At 62.2% G+C, this 18,392-nt stretch carries 20 protein-coding genes and 1 tRNA gene; 7 read left to right on the top strand and 14 right to left on the bottom strand.

All coding sequences use genetic code 11. The annotated features are described in order from the left end of the window. Positions 1–100: 100 nt before the first annotated feature. On the bottom strand, positions 101–379 hold the full coding sequence (locus ABRP98_RS07555) for a DUF3618 domain-containing protein (RefSeq protein ID WP_005277817.1): 279 nt from the start codon (positions 377–379) through the stop codon (positions 101–103). Positions 380–476: 97 nt separating this feature from the next. On the opposite strand from ABRP98_RS07555, the gene bcp reads away from it, so the two are divergent. From bcp to ABRP98_RS07540, 3 genes are all read left to right on the top strand, one after another. Beyond that, complete coding sequence (gene bcp, locus ABRP98_RS07550) at positions 477–944, top strand: thioredoxin-dependent thiol peroxidase (RefSeq protein ID WP_284637683.1); 468 nt, start codon at positions 477–479, stop codon at positions 942–944. A 4-nt stretch (positions 945–948) separates the two neighbouring features. Continuing rightward, positions 949–1,566: a TetR/AcrR family transcriptional regulator gene (locus tag ABRP98_RS07545; protein WP_023023678.1), complete on the top strand. Its 618-nt coding sequence runs from the start codon at positions 949–951 to the stop codon at positions 1,564–1,566. Between the two features lie 84 nt (positions 1,567–1,650). Beyond that, positions 1,651–2,637, top strand: a complete 987-nt coding sequence (locus ABRP98_RS07540; RefSeq protein ID WP_284852512.1) for an HNH endonuclease signature motif containing protein — start codon at positions 1,651–1,653, stop codon at positions 2,635–2,637. 21 nt (positions 2,638–2,658) lie between these two features. Here the strand turns inward: ABRP98_RS07540 and bioD are convergent, their stop codons facing one another. Next, positions 2,659–3,333: a dethiobiotin synthase gene (gene bioD / locus ABRP98_RS07535; RefSeq protein ID WP_284852511.1), complete on the bottom strand. Its 675-nt coding sequence runs from the start codon at positions 3,331–3,333 to the stop codon at positions 2,659–2,661. Next, positions 3,330–4,604, bottom strand: coding sequence for an adenosylmethionine--8-amino-7-oxononanoate transaminase (locus tag ABRP98_RS07530; RefSeq protein ID WP_349858418.1), 1,275 nt, complete (start codon positions 4,602–4,604; stop codon positions 3,330–3,332). Before ABRP98_RS07530 ends, bioD begins: the two co-directional genes overlap by 4 nt. Before the next feature lie 41 nt (positions 4,605–4,645). On the opposite strand from ABRP98_RS07530, the gene ABRP98_RS07525 reads away from it, so the two are divergent. Further along, positions 4,646–6,040 carry a peptide MFS transporter gene (locus ABRP98_RS07525; protein WP_349858411.1) on the top strand — a complete coding sequence of 465 codons (1,395 nt, stop codon included), beginning with the start codon at positions 4,646–4,648 and terminating at the stop codon, positions 6,038–6,040. Positions 6,041–6,044: 4 nt separating this feature from the next. Here the strand turns inward: ABRP98_RS07525 and ABRP98_RS07520 are convergent, their stop codons facing one another. Genes ABRP98_RS07520 through pflB form a run of 5 tightly spaced genes read right to left on the bottom strand, consistent with a single transcriptional unit; the run spans position 6,045 to position 11,491 of the window. Next, complete coding sequence (locus ABRP98_RS07520; RefSeq protein ID WP_349858410.1) at positions 6,045–6,950, bottom strand: SPFH domain-containing protein; 906 nt, start codon at positions 6,948–6,950, stop codon at positions 6,045–6,047. 56 nt (positions 6,951–7,006) lie between these two features. Then, the gene (locus tag ABRP98_RS07515) at positions 7,007–8,245 is read right to left on the bottom strand and encodes an alpha/beta fold hydrolase (protein WP_349858407.1); all 1,239 of its coding nucleotides are present in this window, start codon (positions 8,243–8,245) and stop codon (positions 7,007–7,009) included. Positions 8,246–8,256: 11 nt separating this feature from the next. Continuing rightward, entirely contained in the window at positions 8,257–9,126 is an 870-nt protein-coding gene (pflA, locus tag ABRP98_RS07510) for a pyruvate formate-lyase-activating protein (RefSeq protein ID WP_349858405.1), read from the bottom strand. Between the two features lie 2 nt (positions 9,127–9,128). Next, positions 9,129–9,380, bottom strand: coding sequence for an autonomous glycyl radical cofactor GrcA2 (gene grcA2, locus ABRP98_RS07505; protein ID WP_005284503.1), 252 nt, complete (start codon positions 9,378–9,380; stop codon positions 9,129–9,131). A gap of 23 nt (positions 9,381–9,403) precedes the next feature. Further along, positions 9,404–11,491, bottom strand: a complete 2,088-nt coding sequence (gene pflB, locus ABRP98_RS07500; RefSeq protein WP_005277782.1) for a formate C-acetyltransferase — start codon at positions 11,489–11,491, stop codon at positions 9,404–9,406. A 310-nt stretch (positions 11,492–11,801) separates the two neighbouring features. On the opposite strand from pflB, the gene ABRP98_RS07495 reads away from it, so the two are divergent. Then, entirely contained in the window at positions 11,802–13,709 is a 1,908-nt protein-coding gene (locus ABRP98_RS07495; RefSeq protein WP_284771054.1) for a solute carrier family 23 protein, read from the top strand. A gap of 52 nt (positions 13,710–13,761) precedes the next feature. Here the strand turns inward: ABRP98_RS07495 and ABRP98_RS07490 are convergent. Then, a tRNA-Leu gene (locus tag ABRP98_RS07490) sits at positions 13,762–13,843 on the bottom strand. A 96-nt stretch (positions 13,844–13,939) separates the two neighbouring features. On the opposite strand from ABRP98_RS07490, the gene ABRP98_RS07485 reads away from it, so the two are divergent. Further along, positions 13,940–14,464 carry an MreC domain-containing protein gene (locus tag ABRP98_RS07485; protein ID WP_349858415.1) on the top strand — a complete coding sequence of 175 codons (525 nt, stop codon included), beginning with the start codon at positions 13,940–13,942 and terminating at the stop codon, positions 14,462–14,464. A 3-nt stretch (positions 14,465–14,467) separates the two neighbouring features. Next, positions 14,468–14,818: a DUF3817 domain-containing protein gene (locus ABRP98_RS07480; RefSeq protein WP_284783350.1), complete on the top strand. Its 351-nt coding sequence runs from the start codon at positions 14,468–14,470 to the stop codon at positions 14,816–14,818. On the opposite strand, the gene rdgB is transcribed toward ABRP98_RS07480, so the two are convergent. From rdgB to ABRP98_RS07455, 5 genes are read right to left on the bottom strand one after another with little or no spacing between them, the layout of a single operon-like run. Next, positions 14,819–15,421 (bottom strand): RdgB/HAM1 family non-canonical purine NTP pyrophosphatase, encoded by a 603-nt coding sequence (rdgB, locus tag ABRP98_RS07475; RefSeq protein WP_284864796.1) that lies wholly within the window; start codon positions 15,419–15,421, stop codon positions 14,819–14,821. Beyond that, positions 15,415–16,143, bottom strand: a complete 729-nt coding sequence (gene rph, locus ABRP98_RS07470; RefSeq protein WP_237801525.1) for a ribonuclease PH — start codon at positions 16,141–16,143, stop codon at positions 15,415–15,417. The genes rdgB and rph overlap by 7 nt, the downstream gene beginning before the upstream one ends. Before the next feature lie 15 nt (positions 16,144–16,158). Further along, positions 16,159–16,920, bottom strand: coding sequence for an MBL fold metallo-hydrolase (locus tag ABRP98_RS07465; RefSeq protein ID WP_349836060.1), 762 nt, complete (start codon positions 16,918–16,920; stop codon positions 16,159–16,161). 60 nt (positions 16,921–16,980) lie between these two features. Then, positions 16,981–17,760 (bottom strand): glutamate racemase, encoded by a 780-nt coding sequence (murI, locus tag ABRP98_RS07460; protein ID WP_284783344.1) that lies wholly within the window; start codon positions 17,758–17,760, stop codon positions 16,981–16,983. After that, entirely contained in the window at positions 17,760–18,392 is a 633-nt protein-coding gene (locus ABRP98_RS07455; RefSeq protein WP_284783343.1) for a rhomboid family intramembrane serine protease, read from the bottom strand. The genes murI and ABRP98_RS07455 overlap by 1 nt, the downstream gene beginning before the upstream one ends.

The raw sequence follows: 18,392 nt of genomic DNA, 5'->3' as shown, positions 1-18,392 counted from the left end.
ATGCAATATCGGAATCAGACCCTTGAACCCCTCATCGCCTAGAATTAAACCAGTCCAACTTTCGGGGGCCAGTTCACGCGTGGGGGTAAGGCGGGGAAAATTAGTGGCGCTCAGACAGCAAGCGCTGCAATTCCTTCAGGTCGCTCTTGCGGCGGCGCGAGCGGAACACGGAATAGGCAATCAGCCCAGCAACGGCCGCGCCGACGCCACCGAGCACCAACTGAACGTTGCGGTCCTGCAACTTTTCGGTGGCGGCGTTCTTGGCGTCATCGACGAGGTTTTGCGGCTTGCTGCGATCCGCAATTTCATCCAGGGTGCTAGCCAGCTGGCGCCGGGTGCGTTCGATATCGCGTTGAATATCTTCAATATTGCGTGCCACGGAATTCTCCTCTTAGCTTAAGTTTCGCTCTTAACGAGCTTATCTTACCGTGCAGGGCCTCCACCGCGCAGGCCGGGGAGCACGTAAAGTAGGTTCCATGACTGAAACTCGTTTGAACGTAGGAGATACCGCCCCCGCTTTTTCGCTTGCCGATGCCACCGGCAACACCGTTTCCCTTTCCGATTACGCAGGCCAGCGCGTGCTGGTGTACTTCTACCCGCGTGCCAATACGCCGGGCTGCACCAAGGAAGCCTGCGATTTCCGCGATTCCTTAGCGGAGCTCAATGACCTCAATATCGCGGTGGTAGGCATCTCCCCCGATAAACCCGAGGCGCTGGCGAAGTTCCGCGATGATCACGATCTCAACTTCCCCCTGCTTTCTGATCCAGATAAGTCCGTCATGACCGCGTATGGCGCCTTCGGGGAGAAGAAGAACTACGGCAAGGTGGTCCAGGGCGTTATCCGTTCCACCTTCCTCGTGGAGCCGGATGGCACCATCGGCCAGACCCACTACAACGTGAAGGCCACTGGGCACGTCGCGCGCGTGATGAAGGGCCTCGAGTAAGCCGGTGGAGGAGATTCTCGTCCCGCGGCGTCGGCCAGCGCAGGCGCGCAGCCGGGAGCGCTTTGAGCGCATTGTGCAGGCGGCGCGCGCCGTGCTTGTCGATGTCGGCTTCGAATCCTTCACCTTCGATGAAGTCGCCCACCGCGCTGGGGTCCCCATCGGCACGCTGTATCAGTTCTTTGCCAATAAATACGTGCTCATCTGCGAGCTCGACCGGCAAGATACCGCCACCAGCCTGGCCGAAATCGAGCGCTTTTCGCGCCTCGTGCCGGCCCCGCAGTGGCCGGATGTCTTGGATGAATTCATCGACCACCTCGCGCGGATGTGGCGCGAGGATCCTTCCCGGCGCGCCGTTTGGCACGCCATCCAATCCACCCCGGCGACGCGGGCCACGGCCGCCGATACCGAGCTGCAGCTCTTGGAGCCGCTCGCCGAGATCCTCCGCCCGCTGGCCACCGAGCACAGCGATGCGCAACGCATTGAGCTGGCGCGCTTCCTTATCCACACCGTGGTTTCGCTGCTTAATTACGCCATTTCGGGCGATCCAGACAAGTTCGATTCCGTGGTCATGGAGCTAAAGCGCATGCTGATTTCGTACCTCTTTGCGGTGGCCGCGGGCTAAGTTTGTAGACGTTTATACAAGTTATCCACAGGCCGGCGCTGGGCGCGATTGGCGCCGCGGTAATGCGCGCCTAGATTTGCAGGCATGAACGCACTGCAGTCCTATGCCACCCAGATTTCCTCGGCGATGGATATCCTCGCCGAGGCCCACGGCATGCCTGAAAGCGCCCTCCTCGAGCTCGGCCTGCCGGATGTCGAGGCCCGCGAACTGCTCAGCCTAGCGGAGGTTTATTTCGGCACCACTTCCTTTAGCCGCAAGCAGCGCCTTGCCGCCGCAGGCGCGCGCCACCACGATTTGGTGACGCTGAAGCTCATCGAGAAGTACGCCACCCGCGCGGCCACCAAGCGCGCCGCGTGGAACCTGCGCGTGGAGCTGTGCCGGCTGCACGGACCGGCCAGTGAGATCGCCCGGCTCGCTAAGAAGCGGCTGCGCGAATGGCGCCCGCGCCGCCGGCCGCCGCGCGAGGGCGTACAGCTCCTGCGCCGCCCAGAAGGCCCGTGGACGATGCGCATTACCGCACCCTCTTCCTTCCTCGCGGATATTGATTCCGCCCTCGACCCCGATGACCCACTCGCGTCTTTCCGCGAGCTCCTCCGTGGCGAGGGCGCTGCCACGGTACAGACCACGACGAACGTAATTATCCCGCTCAACGCGCTGGATCAGATTTTGGATGGCGATGGCGACGAGGTCACGCTTCGGCTGACCAACGGTGCAACCATTACCGGTGCGCAGCTCGTAGAGCGCACCTTCAGCGAACACGGGCTAGCCACGCTCATCCATCCGGTGAAAGGCCCAGTCAACCTGTATCGGACCTCGCGCTTTGCCTCGGAAAAGCAGCGACTGATGGCCGCCGCCGAAAACCCCACCTGCCCGTGGCCGCCGTGCAATCACCCGGCGGATAAGTCTCAGATCCACCACCTACAGGCGTGGAAGCACGGCGGGATGACCAACGCGGACAACCTCACCGTGTGCTGCCCGTACCACAACGGGGTGAACCAAGACGATCCGAACGCCCCTCCCCTGCGCGGCCGCCTTGCCCGGGTAAACGGCAAGGTCCGCTGGATCCGCTAGCGCTGCCTCACCGAGGTAGCGCTACTCGGCGTGCGCAAGCAACTCCGCGCACATATCTGCGGGAAAGTGCGCCCCAGCCATCAGGGTGAAGTCCTCCCGGCCCAGCGCACCTGCGCCCTCTGGCACACTGCCCCACAACCGGCAACCCGTGACCGCCGGAAGCTCATCCACGTTCAGCCGCGTCGCCAGATCCAGCTCTGCGGGCACGCTGCCACCGATAAGCCCCATCGCGTTAATCCCGCGCCGCTGCGCCTCGCGGACGGTAAGCTGGGCGGCGTTGAGGCTACCGAGGCCGAGGGAGGTGACGATGAGGAGGTTGGTGGCGACATCGGCAAGCGTGTAGTCGTCTGCCAAACGCACCAGCAGCCCGCCGGCGCCTTCCACCAGCACCACACGGCCTGGTGCATCCAGCCCCGCCACCCAGTCCCGGAGCTCCTCTTTGCTCGGCGGAGTCATGCCCGCCCGGCGCGCCGAGAGGTTCGGTGCTAGCGGTTCGGGAAAGCGCGCCATCTCCGTGACCTCGACCCCCGCCAGGGCCCGCACCGTCGCCGCATCGCCGCTATTGTCCGGCTCGCCGGTCTGCAGGGGCTTGGCATAGACGACCTCGCGCCCGCTCTGGGCAAAGGCGCTGGCGAGCGCCGCCGTGGCCACCGTCTTTCCCACGTCGGTATTGGTGCCGGTGACAAAGATAATCATCGCTTTCCTCCTGCCACCGCAGCGCGCACCCCGCGGCAAATCTGCGCGACCTCGTCCTCGGTGCTAATAAACGGCGGCATGGTGTAGATGAGGCGGCCGAACGGGCGCAGCCACACGCCCTGGTCCACCGCCGCATCCGTGGCGCCAGCCATGTCGACGTCGCGCTCCATCTCCACCACGCCGATAGCCCCCAGCACCCGCACGTCTGCCACGCCCGGCTCGCCCTCCAACCCGGAAAGCCCGGCGCGCAGCTGCTTCTCGATGCTCGCAACCTGCCCCCGCCACGTTCCCTCCAGGATCATGGAGGTCGCCTCGGCAGATACCGCGCAGGCCAGCGGGTTAGCCATAAAGGTCGGTCCGTGCATAAGCGCGCGGGGGTGCATACCCTCGGCTACCCGGGCGGTGGCAAGCGTGGCGGCCATCGTCATGAAACCACCGGTCATCGCCTTGCCCACGCACATGATATCTGGCACCACTCCCGCCGCCTGGGTGGTAAAAAGCTCCCCGGTGCGCCCAAACCCCGTGGCGATTTCATCCGCGATCAGCACGATTCCATGGCGGTCGCAGATTTCGCGCGCCCCGCGCACCAACTCGTGATCGTGGAAGCGCATGCCGCCGGCGCCTTGGACGACGGGCTCGATAATCAGGGCCGCGACCTCGTCGGTAATGCAGCCCTCCAATTCGCGCAGGTAGTCCTCGCGCGCCTTCTCGCTCGCCCCGCGCGTCGGCGGTGCCGGGGCGAAAACCTGCTGCGCCAGGGTGCCGGTCCACATCGAGTGCATGCCGCCATCGGGATCACACACGCTCATCGCGGCGAAAGTATCGCCGTGATAACCCGAGCGCCAGGTCAGCATCTTCGTGCGCTCCGAGTGGCCGATCCCCTGCTGGTATTGCAGGGCCATCTTGATTGCTACCTCCACCGAAACCGATCCCGAGTCCGCATAAAAGACCTGCGCGAAGTCGTGGCGCGTGAGCTCCATGAGATTGGCCGTCAGCCGCGCAGCCGGTTCGTGCGTAAGCCCGCCGAACATCACGTGGCTCATGCGGTCGATCTGTTCCTTGGCGGCGGCGGTAAGCCGCGGATGGCTGTGGCCATGGGCGACGGCCCACCAGGAGGACATGGCGTCGATGAGCTGGGTGCCATCGGCAAGCGTGAGGTGGACGCCCGCGGCTGACTCGACCACGCGCGTGGGCGCGCCGGGTTCGGCGTAGGGGTGCCAGATGTGGTGGGCATCGATTGTCGCTATGTCTTTAGTAGAAATATCCACCAAATTAGATCTAGCACACACTCTCGGCCGCTATAGTCCTTTTTATGAAAGTTCTTGAACGGCGTTCAATTCGCCGCTTACCCGTGGTTTTGCCGGCAGTTGCGGGCATCGAAATGTGGGAGCGCTTCAGCTTTTATGGCATGCAAGCCATCCTCGCGTACTACCTCTACTCCACCTCCGGTGGGCTCGGCATGGAGCAAACGCAGGCCACCGCGCTCGTCGGCGCGTACGGCAGCCTGCTCTATCTTTTCACGTTTGTGGGCGGCTGGGTTAGCGACCGACTCTTGGGCGCCGAGCGCACCCTACTTACCGGCGCCGGGCTGTTGGTGTGCGGGCACTTTGCCCTCTCGCTCGTCCCCAGCACCGCGGGGCTCATCATCGGGCTTTTGCCGCTCGCTCTCGGCTCGGGGCTGCTCAAGACCGCCGCGATTACGATTCTGGGCGCCGCTTTTCCCGCCGAGGCCGGCGCGCGCGACGGGGCCTTCCAGATTTTCTACCTCGGCATCAATGTCGGCGCGCTCTTTGGCCCCATGCTCACTGGGTGGCTGGCCGAGGAATACGGCTACCACGCCGGATTCTTCGCCGCAGCGGTGCTCATGTGCTGCGGCTGCGCCACCTACGGCGCACTGCGGAAAAAGATAGACGTTCCGTCGCGCCCACCACACCCCACCCAGGCCCCGGGTAAGGCGGGGCTGATCGCGCTGGCGGCGCTTGTAGCCGGCGTGCTGCTCGTCATCACCGTCTCCCCAGGCACGCTGACCGTGCTGCTTCTTATCGCCACGGTAGCGGCCGCGGCCGGGCTTTTTGCCAGCATGCTGCGATCCCCGCAGGTCACCGCGGATGAGCGGCGCCGCATCCTGGATTTCATTCCGCTCTTCGCCTGCTCGACAGCCTACTGGACCCTGCAACCACAAATCTACGGCGTGCTTGCGGTCTATTCGGATCAGCGCCTCAACCGCGCCATCGGCGGATTCGAGATCCCACCGGCTTGGACGCAATCGCTCAACCCGCTATTTATCCTGCTGCTCTCGCTGCCCTTAGCCGCGGGCATGACGCGCTGGGCCAACTCTCGGCGCGCGCTCATGGGCTGCGGCATCATCTTCGCCGGTGCAGGCATGTTCCTCCTGCTGCCCTTTGTGGGAGGCGGGGAAAATTCCACGCCGTTTTTGGTGCTAGCGAGCACCATCTTTTTGATGTCACTCGGTGAGCTCTTCATCGGCCCAGTGGGCATGGCCGCATCCGCCGCCCACGCACCACGGGCCTATGCCACTCGCTCTTCCGCGCTGTACTTCCTCACCATGGCCATAGGCACCTCGCTGGCCGGATCGATGTCGCAGCTGTACGATCCCACCTCGGCATCCGCCGAAACGACCTACCTCCTCATCATGGGCGGCGTCCCCATCATCTTGGGGCTAATGCTCCTCCTGCGGCGCAGGTAGGCCCTTAATGCCCGGCGGACTCATCCAGCGCGCGGTCCGCCATCAGCACGTCACGCATGCCGCTGAACAGATCGCCCATTCCCTGCGGGTTGGACGGCATGTAGAGCACGGAGGCTTGGCCGTTATTCGAGACATCCACCATCGCGTCGAGGTACTGCGACACCAGCATGAGGACCTCGGGAGATTCCTGCACCCCGGCATCGCGCAGTAGCTCGTATTGCTGGGCGATGCCCTCCACGATCTCCTTGCGCTGCTCTGCAACGCCCCTACCCTGCAGCCTCTTCGCCTCCGCAGCGCCCTCGGCTTCTTTGACTACGCGGATCTTTTCCGCCTCCGCCTGGGCGATGGCCGCCTCGCGCTCGCGCTGCGCCGCGTTAATGGAGTTCATGGACTCGCGCACGCGGGAATCCGGGCGGATATCGGTCACCAGCGTATTGACGAAGTTCCAGCCGTATTCGGCCATATTATCCCGCAGTGAGGCCGCCACGTTCTGCGCGATGGTGTCCTTAGAGGAAAAGGACTCGTCCAAGCCCATATTCGCCACCGACGAGCGCACATTATCTTGCACATAGGCCACGATCTGCTGCTCGTGGTTGGAGAGCATATAAAAGGCCTCGCGTTCGCGGCCTTCTACCACCTCGTACTGCACCGCGACCGGAATTTGGACGAAGACATTGTCCTTCGTCTTGGTTTCCACCATTACGTCCAGTTGGCGCACCTGCAGCGAAATCTTATCGCGCACGCGGTCAATCCAAGGCATCTTGAAGTGCAACCCCGCGTGGGCGACCGTCTGGAATTTACCCAACCGTTCCAAGATGGCCGCCTCGCGGGTACGCACGATGTAGTAGCCATCAAATACGGTGGCGAGAACCAGCAAGATGATGATTCCGATGATGATTAAGCTAAACATTCCCTCTCCCTAACTACGAGTGTGAAATTAATTTTCGCACAGGCAGAAAGCATTCGCTAGTGGTCATCGATAAGCGCAAAGAGCTTGCCCATCACCTCCGCGCCGTTCTCGCCGATGCCATTGTGCTGGTACTCATTTGTCACCCACGGGCGAATATCGCCCAAATGTGCCGCGGTGGCCAAGGATTCCTCCAGCGGAACGAAGATATCGTCGAGGTAGATGGCGGCGGCGGAGGTGGGGGCATCGGCAAGCGCATAAGGCGCCGTAAATTCCCGCTCCGCCAGCCCCTGCGCTCCCTCCTTGAAGGCCTGCAGCGCCGGATCCTCATCAAACTGCCACGGGAAAATGTGCTCACCGGTCAGCCAGGTGCCGGACTCGGCAAATTCCGGGAACTCCTCCCGCACGCGGTGCGCCGACCACTGCGTCGCCGCCTGCCCGCCGCTGCCGGCATAAATGGACTCGTGGATAGCCGCATAAAGCGGCGCCTCCGCAAAGCTCACGCGCTCGCCGATGCCCCACAGGAAATCATCCCGCAGCATCTTCTCTCCCCGCACGGTGCGGAAGGGCTCTTCCAGGAGGTAGGCCAATCCGTCGAAGCCCGTGCCCCGCCCCAAATCGGTGCCGATGGTGCGAAAGCGCAGCGAGGACAGCCGCTCGCCGGTGTGCAGGCGCTCATCGGAATTATCAAGGTGGGCGATGATTTCCTCGACGCGCCGCTGCACCCAAGGGAACTCGCGGAAGAAACGCTCCTGGCGGGCTTTGAGCTTGCTAAAAGTCGCGCGGTAAAGGTGATCCGCGCCCTGCAGCGTGGGGATGCCGCCGGTGAAAAACGCGTGCTTGACGGACTCGGGCGCCTGAGATAGGTACGCAGTGATGCAAAAGCCGCCAAAAGACTGGCCAAATAGGGACCAAGTCTCCAGCCCCAGGTGTTCGCGCAGGCGCTCGGCATCGCGCACGATATTGTCCTGGCGCAGCAAGGCCAGGTGTTCTGCGCTGCGCTCTTCTGCGGGGCTCAGCCTATCGATGCGGTGCGAACGCCCCGTGCCGCGCTGGTCGAGGAGGATGACGCGATAGCGCTCGAGCGCCTTGCCGATAAGCCCCGTCGGTTTGACCGGCCGCGGGGCCGGAAAACCCGGGCCGCCCTGCAGGTACAAAAGCGCCGGCAGGTCCTCGCCTCCTGGCGGGATGATTTCGCGGGCATAGAGAGCAAAAGTCCCGCGCGGATTGTCATAATCCCACGGGACTTCCAGGGTGTGTTCAATAATATCGTGGCCGAAGCGGCGGTAGTGAGTCATGCCCACCCAGGTTAGTAAACCTCTAGGCCCTTCGCGCGGAAAACGTTGCGGACTTTTTCCACGTCCTCCGGTTTCGGTGGCTTGGTATCTGCCAAGTGGTAGGTCATATCGAGCCCCTCCCACTTGTCCTTGCCCATATTGTGGAAGGGCAGGACCTCGACGCGCTCCACATTGGACTTCCACCGCGCCACGATGGAGGCGACGTTTTCTACGTTCTCGGCCGAATCCGTCAGGCCCGGCACGACGACGAAGCGAATCCACACCGGCTTGGCCATCGCGTTGAGGCGGTCACCAAAATCGAGCGTGGGCTGCAGCTGGCGCCTCGTTACGCGCTGATAGGTTTCCTCGTCGCCCGATTTCACATCCAGCAACACGAGATCGATATTGTCTAGGTCTTCATCGCGCAAGCGCGAGCCCAAGAAACCGGAGGTATCGATGGTGGTGTGGATGCCGGCGTCGTGGACCTCCTTAAGCACGCGGCGGGTAAACGCAATCTGGAAGAGGGGCTCACCACCGGAGATGGTCAGGCCGCCACCGGAAGCCTGGAAGATGGGCTTGTAGCGCTTGATGCGCTTGACCACATCGTCTACCCGCTCCAAGGTGCCGGTCTTCATCTCCATGGTGTCCGGGTTATGGCAGTACTGGCAGCGCAGGGGGCAGCCGGACATGAACATGGTCATGCGGGTGCCCGGGCCGTCGACGGCGGTTACCAGCTCCCAAGAGTGCACGAGGGCGATATCGCCGGTGCGGCGCGCCTCCATGAGCTCGGGGCGGGTAATCTCATCGAGTTCGTGGTCGGTTCCCAGGCCCGCGGCAACACCGCGAACGCGCTCGCCGGATTCCGGCGACAGGGTGACCAAACCAGTAATGCCATCAGCCATGATTATGAACCCTGGTGGAAGGTGCGGGAAATGACGTCAAGCTGCTGCTCCTTGGTGAGCTTGACGAAGTTGACCGCGTAGCCAGAGACGCGAACGGTGAGGTTCGGGTACTTCTCTGGGTGCTCAACGGCATCTTCCAGCGTGGACTTGTCCAGCACGTTGATGTTGGCGTGGTACAGGCCAGAGTTCATCTTGTGCTCGTCGCGGCTGGCCTTCATGTCTGAAAGGCGTTCTGCATAGGTTGGGGTTGCCATGATGGTTCTCCTTGTCGTGATTCTTATTGTTCCATGATGAAGCCGGCATCCAGCACGCCCACCAGGTTGGTGATGCGCTCTTCTGGGGTGCGGCCCAATCCGGACGGGGTGATGGTATTGGTCAGAGAGATGCCGTCCAAGGCATCCTTGTAATCCAGCTTGCCCACCGACAGCATGGAGGCGACCATGCCGTGGTTATCCGCGCCGTTTTCCGGGTTAGCACCCGGGGAGAAGGGGGTGCCAGCCTTGTGGCCCGACGGGAAGGAGCCTGTTGCCTTGCCGTAGACAACGTTGGAGGTAATGGTCAGCACGGACTGGGTGGGGATGGCGTTGCGGTACATCGGGATGGCCTTAATCTTTTCCATCACGGTGTGCACGATGGTGGCGGCGATATCATCGGCGCGGTCATCGTCGTTGCCGTAGAACGGGAATTCGCCTTCGGTTATGTAATCCGTAATCAGGCCGGTCTCATCCCGGACCGGGGTGACCTTGGCGTACTTGATGGCAGAAAGCGAATCGGCGACGATGGAAAGCCCCGCGATGCCGCAGCCCATGGAGCGGATGATATTGGAATCATGCAGCGCCATTTCCACGGCCTCGTAGGCGTACTTATCGTGCGAGTAGTGGATGATGTTCAGTGCCTCGACGTAGGTGCCAACCACCCAGTCCAGCATCTCCTCGTACTTTTGCCAGACCTCGTCGAAATCCAACGGGCCATCGCCTTGAATCGGCTCGTAGCCTTCGACGATTTGCTTGCCGGAGACCTCATCCCGGCCGCCGTTCATGGCATAGAGCAGGGCCTTGGCGGCATTGACGCGGGCGCCGAAGAACTGCATCTGCTTGCCCACTTCCATCGGGGACACGCAGCAGGCAATCGCGGCGTCATCGCCCCACTCGTCGCGAATCTGGCGGTCAGACTCGTACTGAATGGAGGAGGTTTCAATGGAAATGTGCGCGCAGAATTCCTTGTAGCCTGCGGGCAGCTCCGGATCCCAGAAAATGGTGATATTCGGCTCCGGTGATGGCCCCAGGTTGATCAGGGTCTGCAGGAGGCGGAAGGAGGTCTTGGTGACCATGTGGCGGCCGTCGCTGCCGAAGCCGGCATCGGACCAGGTGGCCCAGTACGGGTCGCCGGAGAAAATCTGGTCATAGTCGATGGTGCGCAGGAAGCGAACGATGCGCAGCTTCAGCACGAGGGCATCGATGATTTCCTGTGCCTGCTCCTCGGTGATGATGCCAGCGGCTAGGTCGCGCTCGAAGTAACAGTCGAAGAACGCGGACAGGCGGCCGATGGACATGGCGGCACCATCCTGGGACTTGATGGAGGCGAGGTAGCCAAAGTAGGTCCACTGCACGGCCTCGTGTGCGGTGCGCGCCGGCTCGGAGATGTCAAAACCGTAGGACTCGGCCATCGCCTTGAGCTTCTTCAGGGCCTTGATCTGCTCGGAGTGCTCCTCGCGGTAGCGGGCCCAGTGCTCGGAAAAGCCGGCATCGGCAATGGCATCGCGGGCTTCAATCTTTTCCTGGATGAGAAAGTCCACGCCGTACAGCGCCACGCGGCGGTAGTCGCCGATGATGCGGCCGCGGCCATAGGCATCGGGCAGGCCGGTGATGATGTGTGATGAACGGGCGGCGCGAATGCGCGGGGTGTAGATATCGAAGACCGCATCGTTGTGGGTCTTGCGGTAGCGGGTGAAGATCTTCTCCACCTCGGGGTCTACCTCTTTGCCCGCCTCGCCGATGGCCTGCTTCACCATGCGCCAGCCACCGAACGGCATCATGGCGCGCTTAAGCGGCGTATCGGTTTGTAGGCCGACGATGACGTCATCGTCTTCTGAGATGTAGCCGGCCGGGAAGGCATCGATATCGGTCGGGGTGTGCGTATCGACATCGTAAATGCGCTTTTCGCGCTCGACTGACAGGTAGTCCTTTTCCAGGGTGTCCCACACGCGCAGCGTCTTATCGGTGGGGCCAGCGAGGAAGCTGGAATCGCCGTCATAAGGCGTGTAGTTGCGCTGGATGAAATCGCGGACGTTGATGCCCTCGGTCCAAGGGCCGGGCGCAAAACCTTCCCACCCTTGATACTGCTGGGGCTTAGTTGCGGTAGTCATAATTCCCTTCTTCTGGGTCAAATTTCCCGGGGCACATGCCGCCTTTTCTTCCCGCAGCATCAAGCCCCGTCACCTCTCCATTGTCGGCCCGATTCGCGAAATTAACAACCATAAACATCGCCGTGAGCAACAGTTATAAACCGGTCATCATACTTTGCTGGTAGCCCGATTTATATAAACCTCCCGTACGTTTTTGTTCGGGGGCAATCTAGCCCCGATCGTGGCTTTGCTCACGTACACTTTGGCGCCGACCTGCGTGTACCTCTACTGTTAAGGCGGTCAGCTTCGCTTCCGTAACAAGGAGGACTTCGTGGCGTCCCAGCCCAAGCACCCCGTAGACATCGTTCCCCCCGCGCCGAAACTCGCCGCCCTTGGGCTGCAGCACGTCCTCGCGTTTTATGCCGGGGCGGTCATCGTCCCGCTGCTCATCGCCAGCTCGTTGAACCTGGATGCGGAAACGACCATCCACCTCATCAATGCCGACCTTTTAACCTGCGGTATTGCGACGATTATTCAGTCGGTGGGCATCGGCAAGCATATTGGCGTGCGCCTGCCCATCGTGCAGGGCGTGACCACGACGGCGGTATCGCCCATCATCGCGATTGGCCTCGGCGCCACCGATGGCGAGGGCGGGGTGGCTTCGCTGCCCACGATTTACGGCGCCATCATCGTCGCAGGCCTTTTTACCTTCTTCGCCGCGCCGGTCTTTGGCAAGGTGCTGCGTTTCTTCCCACCGGTGGTTACCGGTTCAGTGCTGCTGGTGATGGGTACTTCGCTGCTGGCGGTATCGGCCAATGACTTTGTCAATTATGCCGAGGGCGTGCCGGCCACGCGCGATTTGCTCTATGGTTTTGGCACGCTCGCGGTCATCATTTTGGTGCAGCGTTTTTCCTCCGGCTTCGTGGGTACGTTGGCGGTGCTCATCGGCTTGGTGCTGGGCACGGGCGTGGCGCTCGCGCTTGGCGATGCCTCCTTTAGCGAAGTCTCCTCCTCCCCCGCCCTCGGCATTACCACACCGTTTTATTTCGGCATGCCGCAATTCGACCTCGTGGCGATTTTCTCGCTGATTATCGTCATGATCATCACCATGGTGGAAACGACTGGCGATGTGTTTGCCACCGGTGAAATCGTCAAAAAGCGCATCCGCCGCGATGACGTGGTGCGCGCCATCCGCGCCGATGGTGTTTCCACTCTGGTAGGCGGCGTGATGAATTCGTTCCCCTATACCTGCTTTGCGCAAAACGTTGGCCTGGTGCGCTTGACCAACGTGAAATCGCGCTGGGTGGCCGTGGCGGCTGCGGGGTTCATGATTGTGCTGGGCCTTTTGCCGAAGGCCGGCGCGGTCGTTGCCGCGATTCCGTCGCCGGTGCTCGGCGGCGCATCGCTAGCACTTTTTGCCAACGTGGCGTGGGTGGGCCTGCAGACTATCGCAAAATCGGATCTCAGCGATGGCCGCAACTCCGTCATCGTCACCTCCGCGCTGGGCCTGGCCATGCTGGTGACCTTCAAGCCGGAGGTAGCCAGTGCCTTCCCGGAGTGGGCGCAGACCTTCGTTTCTTCTGGCATGTCCATCGGCGCGATTACCGCAATCGTGCTCAACTTGTTGTTCTTCCACACCGGCAGCGCGAGCGCGCAGGTCTCGCGCGCCGATGGCAAGGGCGTGAGCCTTAACGAGCTTAATGAGGCCTCGCGTGAGGAGTTTACCGCCGCGCTGCGCCCGCTATTCAATAATGAAACCTGGCCGCTCGAGCTGGCCTGGCAGTCCCGGCCGTTTAGCGATGTCAATGAGCTGCGCGCCGCCGTCCAGGTCGCCGTGCTGACCGCGGATGCGGACCGGCGCGATGCGCTCATCCACGACTACCCAGCCATGGACGAGCTGCTACTGGCCTCGTCTGATGAGGCAGCGAATATTTCCGCTGACCGCGGATCGCTCGGGCTGAGCGAGCTCGACGACGTGCAAACCGAACGCATTACCGAGCTGTCCGCCGCCTACCGCGAGCGCTTTGGCATGCCGTTCGTCGCGTACCTCGATACCAATGACACGGTGGAGCGTGTGATCGACGCCGGCGTGCGGCGTCTCGCTAATTCCGATGCGCAGGAATACCGCATTGCGTTAAGTGAAATCGTCGAGATCGCCAATGACCGCTTCGATATCCTGCTTGCCGATGCCAACCCCGTCCGCTCCTCCTGGGACCGCAAGTTCACCGAGGTAGATTAGGATCCACAAAAGCACCGCAGTCCTTAGAACAAGTACTGCGGTGCTTTTGTTGTGCGCCCGGTGAGACTTGAACTCACACGTCATAAGACACTAGAACCTAAATCTAGCGCGTCTGCCAATTCCGCCACGGGCGCAAGCAACGTTGAATAGTGTACACGGCGCGTCGATAAACGAGAAACCAGGGTCATTCCGTATTGCGGCGGTGGATAGGTAGGGTGGGTGAAGTGAGTATGCAAGAGGAACAGAAGAAACGGCGCGTGAAGGTGCGGTGGTGGCACATCGCCCTCGTCATATTTTTCGTGGTGCTTTTCCTCTTCCTCGCCTATTGGCAGTGGACGCGCTTCCGCTCCGGCTCGGGCACCTTTCAAAACTTGGGCTACGCCTTTCAGTGGCCTCTATTTGCGGTATTCGTGGTCTATGCTTATCGCACCACCCTGCGCTATGAAAATGAGCGCCTTGCCGCAGAAAACGAAGCCCGGGAGATGGATTCACTGCAGGCCTCAGAAAAAGCCTCAGAAAACGCCCCTGAAAATATCGGCGAAACCGCCAGCGCAGGATCTGATTCGCCCGATGGTTCTGAGGTGAGGGGCTCGCCAGCTAGCTCGGCGGAGAAAACCGCCATCGATGAGGATTTCTTGCCGCAGCGCCCGCAGCTGAATGTGGAAGAGTTTAATGCGTTGAATCAGCCTCGGCGCCGCCGCGGTTCCCCCGCAGAGGGTCGCGACGAGGGCCCAACAGATAAAAGGAGAAACTAAATCATGACAAACCAGGTACACCCAGACCGCAAGGCGCGCATCCGCGGCCCGCTGAAGTTCTTTTCCATCGCGGCCACGGTGACCGGTATCTTCCTGATCATCCTGGTCATCCGCATGTTCTTCCAGTACGTCTTGGGCGCGGAGATTCCGGAGTGGGCGACCTACATCGCCATCGTGCACGGCATCGCGTACATGGCCTACCTGCTGTCCATCCTGATTTTGGGCCCGCGCGCGCTGTGGCCAGCCGGCAAGCTGATTACCACCGCGCTGGCCGGCGTGGTGCCTTTCCTCTCGTTCTGGATGGAGCACAAGCGCCGCAAGGAAATCGAGGAGCAATTCCAGCTCAACGCTTAATTAGCCGGCCAGCTCCGCGATGAACGGGGCCAGCTGGGAAAGGGCGCGGCCGCGGTGCGAGACCGCGTTCTTTTCTGCGGGCGACATTTCCGCCGCAGAACGCGACTCGCCCTCTGGCTGGAAGAGCGGGTCGTATCCAAAACCATTGGCACCGCGCGGCTCGCGCAGTAGCTGGCCTTCCCAGCGGCCCTCGGCCACGCGCTCGGTGCCCTCGGGGGTGACGAGGGCACACACGGAGACGAAGGCGGCGGCACGCCGTTCGTCCGGCACATCGATCATCTGCGCCAAGACCAGGTCATTATTGGCCTGGTCATTGCCATGTTCGCCTGACCAGCGGGCCGAGAGTACGCCTGGCATGCCGTTGAGCTCCTCGATGGCCAGCCCGGAATCATCCGCGATAGTCACCAGACCCGTGGCGGCGGCGCCGGCGCGGGCCTTGATGAGCGCGTTATCGGCAAAGGTGCGGCCATCTTCGACGGGCTCGGGGTAGGGTTCGACCTCGGAAAGCAGGCGCAGATCCACGCCCTCGATGCCCGCCTCGGACAAGATGCGATCGAGCTCGGCCAACTTCTTCGGATTACCGGAGGCGACGAGGATTACCATCCCAGCGCCGCTTTCTGCGCCGCGATGAGCTCGCTGCAGCCCTTCTGGGCCACATCTAGCATGCCGTTGAGCTGCTCGCGGCCGAAGAGGCCGTGCTCGCCGGTGCCCTGGATTTCTACGAAGTCGCCGGATTCCTGCATCACCACGTTGAGATCCACCTCGGCGCGGGAGTCTTCCTCATAGGGCAAATCCAGGCAGATTTCGCCGTCGATGATGCCCACGGAGACCGCAGCGATGGGATCGAGCAGCGGCTCGCCGGGGACAACACCTTCGGACTTGAGGTGGGCGATAGCATCGGCAAGCGCAACGTAGGCGCCCGTGATGGAGGCGGTGCGGGTGCCACCATCGGCCTGCAGCACATCACAGTCGAGCTGGATGGTGTTTTCTCCCAGCTGCTCCAAGTCCACAGCGGCGCGCAGGGAGCGGCCAACCAGGCGGGAAATCTCGTGGGTGCGGCCCTTCACCTTGCCACGCATGGATTCGCGCGGCATGCGGTCGTGGGTGGCGGATGGCAGCATGGCGTACTCGGCGGTCAGCCAACCCTCGCCGGAATCGCGCTTGAAACGCGGCACTCCGAGTTCGACGGAGGCGGTGCACATCACGCGGGTATTGCCAAACTCCACCAAGACGGATCCAGCCGGGTTGGTGGTGAAATTGCGGGTAATGCGGACGCTGCGCATTTGATCGAGCGCGCGCCCATCGGCACGAGTAAATTCAGTCATGCCCTCCAGCGTAACTTAGAACTGCATGCCCGCAGTACCCAGCACGATCTCGCCGTCGAATTCCTCCCGCGCCGCTGCCACGGTGGCCTCCGCATCGCCCCAGGGCTGGATGTGAATTAACACCAGCGTACGAACGCCGGCTTCCCGCGCCGCGCGCCCCGCTTCCGCGCCCGACATGTGCATGCCAGGTGCCATACCCTCGGAGGAAGCACCCCAGGTGGCCTCGCAGAGGAAGAGATCGGCGCCCCGGGCGGCATCGACAAGCGCGGGCGTATAGGACGTATCGCCGGAATAGGTAATGGTCTTGCCGGTCTTCGCGTGCTCGATGCGCAGCGCATAGGCCTCTACCGGGTGATTAACGGGGAAGGGGGTGATAAAGACGTCATCGACAAGCTGGCGCTCCCCCGCCACCCACGGGCTAAACGCCAAGGTATCGGACATATCGTCGATCCCATCCACTTCGTCCGAAGACAGGCGGCCCAAGTGCGTCGGCGTGGCAGACGGGCCGAAGCAGAAGTTGCGCGAGGCAGCCGGGGCGATGGGATGGAAGCGGCGCCACACCATGAGGGAGGGAAAATCCGCACAGTGATCCGCGTGCAGGTGGCTAAAGGCCACGTGGGCATCGCACGGATCCTGCAGTTTAGCTAGCTGGCCCAGCGTGCCCGATCCCATATCCAGGATGATGGACGGTGCATTATCGAAGGACACGACATAGCCGGAGGCAGGATTGTCTGCGGTGGGTACGCTACCGGAGCAGCCTAGGATGGTCAGCTTCATGGAACCAATAGTTCCATGAATCCGGCCCAAATGCTGGTACCGCGCGCAAAAGGGGGAGGATTAGCCGATCTGCGGGCCCAAAAAGCGCGTGGCCAGCTGGGCAAAAACCTCAGGATCGCCGGTGGATTCGAAGGAATGGACCGGCTGGTTGCCCTCGGGGGCGAGCATGTCAGTTTCCGTGAGCAGGCGCATGACGTCCTTGGTGGTTTCCTCTGAGGAGGTCACCAGGGACACGTTTTCGCCCATGGCGAGCTGGATGATGCCGGTAAGCAGCGGGTAGTGCGTGCATCCCAGCACCAAGGTATCCACGCCCTGGGCCTGCAGGGGCGCGAGGTACCCCTCGGCGACGCCGAGGATCTGGCGGCCCGCGGTAATCCCGCGCTCGACAAAGGGCACGAAGTCCGGGCAGGCGGTGGCTACCGCCTCTACATTGGGGTTGAGCGCGAAAAGATCCTGGTAAGCGCCGGATTTGATGGTGCCCTCGGTGCCGATGACGCCGATCTTGCCATTGCGCGTGGTGGACATGGCGCGGCGCACGGCCGGGTGGATGACCTCTACGATGGGGATATCGTAGCGCTCGCGGGCATCATGCAAGAACGCCGCGGTGGCGGTATTGCAGGCTATGACTAGCATCTTGCAACCGCGTTCTACCAGCTTATCGGCGATATCCTGGGAAAAAGCGCGCACCTGCGAGATGGGCCGCGGCCCGTAGGGGCCGTGGGCGGTATCGCCCATATATATAACGGATTCTTGCGGTAGCTGCTCCATCACCGCGCGGGCCACGGTCAGCCCGCCGACGCCCGAGTCAAAGATGCCGATGGGAGATGATGCGTTAGGCATTATTTCCTCCCTGCCTTTGCCGGATCATCGGAGGTGATGAACATGCCGGCCAATACGCCGCCCAGGGCGCCGAAGAGGTGGCCTTGCCAGCTAATGCCCTCCGCGACCGGCAGCACGCCCCAAATCAATCCGGAATAGGAAAAGCCCAGGATGATGCCCAAAATGATCTGCAGCAGGGAGCGATTGAATACGCCGCGCACCACGAGGTAGGCCAGCCAGCCATAAACCAGCCCAGACGCGCCGATATGCGAGGTTCCGGCCCCGCCCAGGAACCACGTGCCAAAGCCCGCTACCACGGTGGTGATCAAGGTGACCTCCCACCACACCCGGCGTCCAGACAAACCGATCAGGAAGCAAAACAGGGCGCCCGGCAGAGAGTTGGACATCAAGTGCTCCAGGTTGCCGTGCAGCAGCGGCGCCGTGATAATGCCCCACAAGCCATCCACGTCGAGCGGACGGATGCCGTAATTGGACAGCCCGCCACCGAAGACGACGGCATTAATCAGGTGAACCGACCACTCCACCGCAAGGAACCCCAATGCCAGGGATAGGCCGGTGCTGATGCGGCCGCGGCCGCGGTTGTTCGTGCTGGTCGGCGCCGGCTGATTACGCGAAGTTCCACCCATAGTCAT

This window comes from Corynebacterium sp. KPL2838 (assembly GCF_040225455.1).
Lineage (GTDB): Bacteria > Actinomycetota > Actinomycetes > Mycobacteriales > Mycobacteriaceae > Corynebacterium > Corynebacterium rhinophilum.
This window is presented reverse-complemented; position numbering and strand designations above follow the sequence as displayed.